The organism is Collinsella sp. LCP19S3_F2, assembly GCF_052121015.1.
Classification (GTDB): domain Bacteria; phylum Actinomycetota; class Coriobacteriia; order Coriobacteriales; family Coriobacteriaceae; genus Collinsella.
The window spans coordinates 1-2342 of the sequence record NZ_JBQKFA010000022.1 but is presented as its reverse complement, the minus strand read 5'-3'; the positions used below and the strand labels follow the sequence as shown (position 1 = coordinate 2342).

1 protein-coding gene and 1 rRNA gene are annotated in these 2342 nt (G+C 57.2%); both read left to right on the top strand.

The window, feature by feature from the left end:
* Positions 1-90, top strand: a 5S ribosomal RNA gene (rrf, locus tag ACTQX9_RS09445); the annotation flags it as partial.
* A 247-nt stretch (positions 91-337) separates the two neighbouring features.
* Positions 338-2032, top strand: coding sequence for a phospho-sugar mutase (locus ACTQX9_RS09440; RefSeq protein WP_154518687.1), 1695 nt, complete (start codon positions 338-340; stop codon positions 2030-2032).
* Positions 2033-2342: the final 310 nt, after the last annotated feature.

The following is a 2342-nucleotide window of genomic DNA, read 5'->3' as shown; positions in this document are numbered from 1 at the left end:
GCCCGGTCCCGTTCCGAACCCGGAAGCTAAGCCCCATCGCGCCGAGAGTACTGCGGGGCCAGCCCGTGGGAGGCCAGGGCGCCGCTGACCGGTGGACGGCACCGAGCCGTCGAAGGACCTGAGAAGGGGGAGGCCTCGCGGGCTCCCCCTTTTCCGTTTCTCAGGCAATTTAACTAAATTACAATTTTTACAACGATATCATCTGCCGTCTTATTCAGACGTTCACCGTTCTCCTGACAGTCTCATGTACTCAATGGATTACTATCTACTTAAGCGTGATGCTGCGCTTGACCTGTTTTAGGCGGGCCGTTTTATTGATTGTGACGGAAGGACGCACATGGCAGATGTTCACGAGCTGCTTGATACTTGGATTGCCAATGTCAAGGATGATGAGCTGCTGACCGAGCTCAACACGATGAAGGAGCAGGGTGACGAGGATGCCATCACCGATGCCTTCTTCCAGGATCTTGCCTTCGGCACCGCTGGCCTGCGTGGCACGATCGGCGCTGGCACTAACCGTATGAATATCTATACGGTCGGCCGTGCAACGCAGGGCTTCGCCGACTATCTCAATGCGACTTTTGAGCATCCGACGGTTGCCATTGCTCGCGATAGCCGCAATAAGGGCGAATTGTTCGTCAAGACGACTGCTGCTATTCTTGCGGCAAATGGTGTCACCGCCCTTGTGTATCCTAAGATTTCCCCGGTGCCTACGCTATCTTGGGCCGTCCGCGACCTTAAGTGCTCCGGTGGCATTTGCATGACCGCGAGCCATAACCCTGCGCCCTATAACGGCTATAAGGCCTATGGCCCCGACGGCTGCCAGATCACTAGCGAGGCCGCCGATGCAATTTCTAAGGCTATTGCCGAGACCGATACGTTCACTGGCGTGAAGTCCATGGACTTCGATGAGGCTCTTGAGCAGGGTCTGGTCAAATGGATCGATGACTCGTGCCTCGAGCGTTATTACGACGCCGTTCTCGCGCGCGGCGTGACCAACCTTTCTGCCGAGGAGATCGCTGGCGCTCCGCTTAAGCTCGTCTACACTCCGCTCAACGGCACTGGCCTCATTCCCGTCACGACGGTGCTCGAGCGCGCCGGCATCACCGATGTCACGGTTGTTCCCGAGCAGAAGGACCCGAACGGCGATTTCCCGACCTGCCCGTATCCTAACCCCGAGATCCGTCAGGCCATGCAGAAGGGAATCGACCTGTGCGAGCAGGTTCACCCCGATCTGCTGCTTGCAACCGATCCTGACGCCGACCGTGTTGGCGTTGCTGTTAAGAATGGTGATGACTATCTGCTGCTGACCGGCAATGAGATGGGCGTTCTGCTGCTCGACTATATCTGCAAGACCCGTGCCGCCCGCGGCGAGGATCTCACCAAGAAGGTCGCGGTTACTACCATTGTTTCTTCCGCCATGGTCGATGCTCTGGCCGAGGAGTATGGCTTTGAGCTCCGTCGCTGCCTGACGGGCTTCAAGTACATCGGTGACATCATTACCTCGCTTTCCGATGCTGGTGAAGTCGATCGCTTTATCTTCGGTTTCGAGGAGAGCTACGGTTATCTGGCCGGCGACCACGTGCGCGACAAGGACGCCGTGAGCACTTCGCTTCTGATTTGCCAGATGGCGCAGTATTACAAGCTCCAGGGCAAGAACCTTGCCGATGCGATGCACGAGCTGTACGAGAAGTATGGCTACTATCACAACAAGACGATTTCGCTGAGCTATCCGGGCGCTGAGGGTGCGGCAAAGATGGCCGGCATCATGGCTGGTCTGCGCGAGAACCCGCCCGCGGAGCTCGCAGGCTCCAAGATCGAGGCCGTTGTGGATTACAACACGTGCGTGAACGGCCTGCCGAAGGCTAATGTCATTGAGTTCGATCTTGAGGGTGGCAACAAGGGTATTGTCCGTCCTTCCGGCACCGAGCCCAAGATCAAGCTGTACATCTTCGCTAAGGGCGCGGATGCCGCCGAGGCTGATGCAGCACTTGACGCGATTGAGGAGTCTGGCCGCAAGCTGCTGGCCTAGGGCTTTGAAAGCCTATTTCTATAGATAGACGAAAAAGGGGATCTCGGAAACGAGGTCCCCTCTCTATTACTGCTAAATACAGCTGAGAATCCCAAAATGTGTAGGAGTTGTGTGCAACCAGATTCCCGCCCCCGGGGCCCCTCCGGTCTGGCAATATATCTCCTTGCCGCGCGGCCCGGTCGGACCGGGAACCGGCGCGGGCGTGCACCTTGAGAACCGGATACTGCGAGGATGGACACACCAGATGTGTCGCATCCGGGCAGACATCGAACCATTTGAAATGGTCTGACTTGGATTCGTTTTTCGCAAG

What these genes read in the sequence shown, in the direction of transcription:
- ACTQX9_RS09440 (WP_154518687.1), top strand. Translation starts at nt 338, where the DNA reads ATGGCAGATGTTCACGAGCTGCTTGATACTTGGATTGCCAATGTCAAG.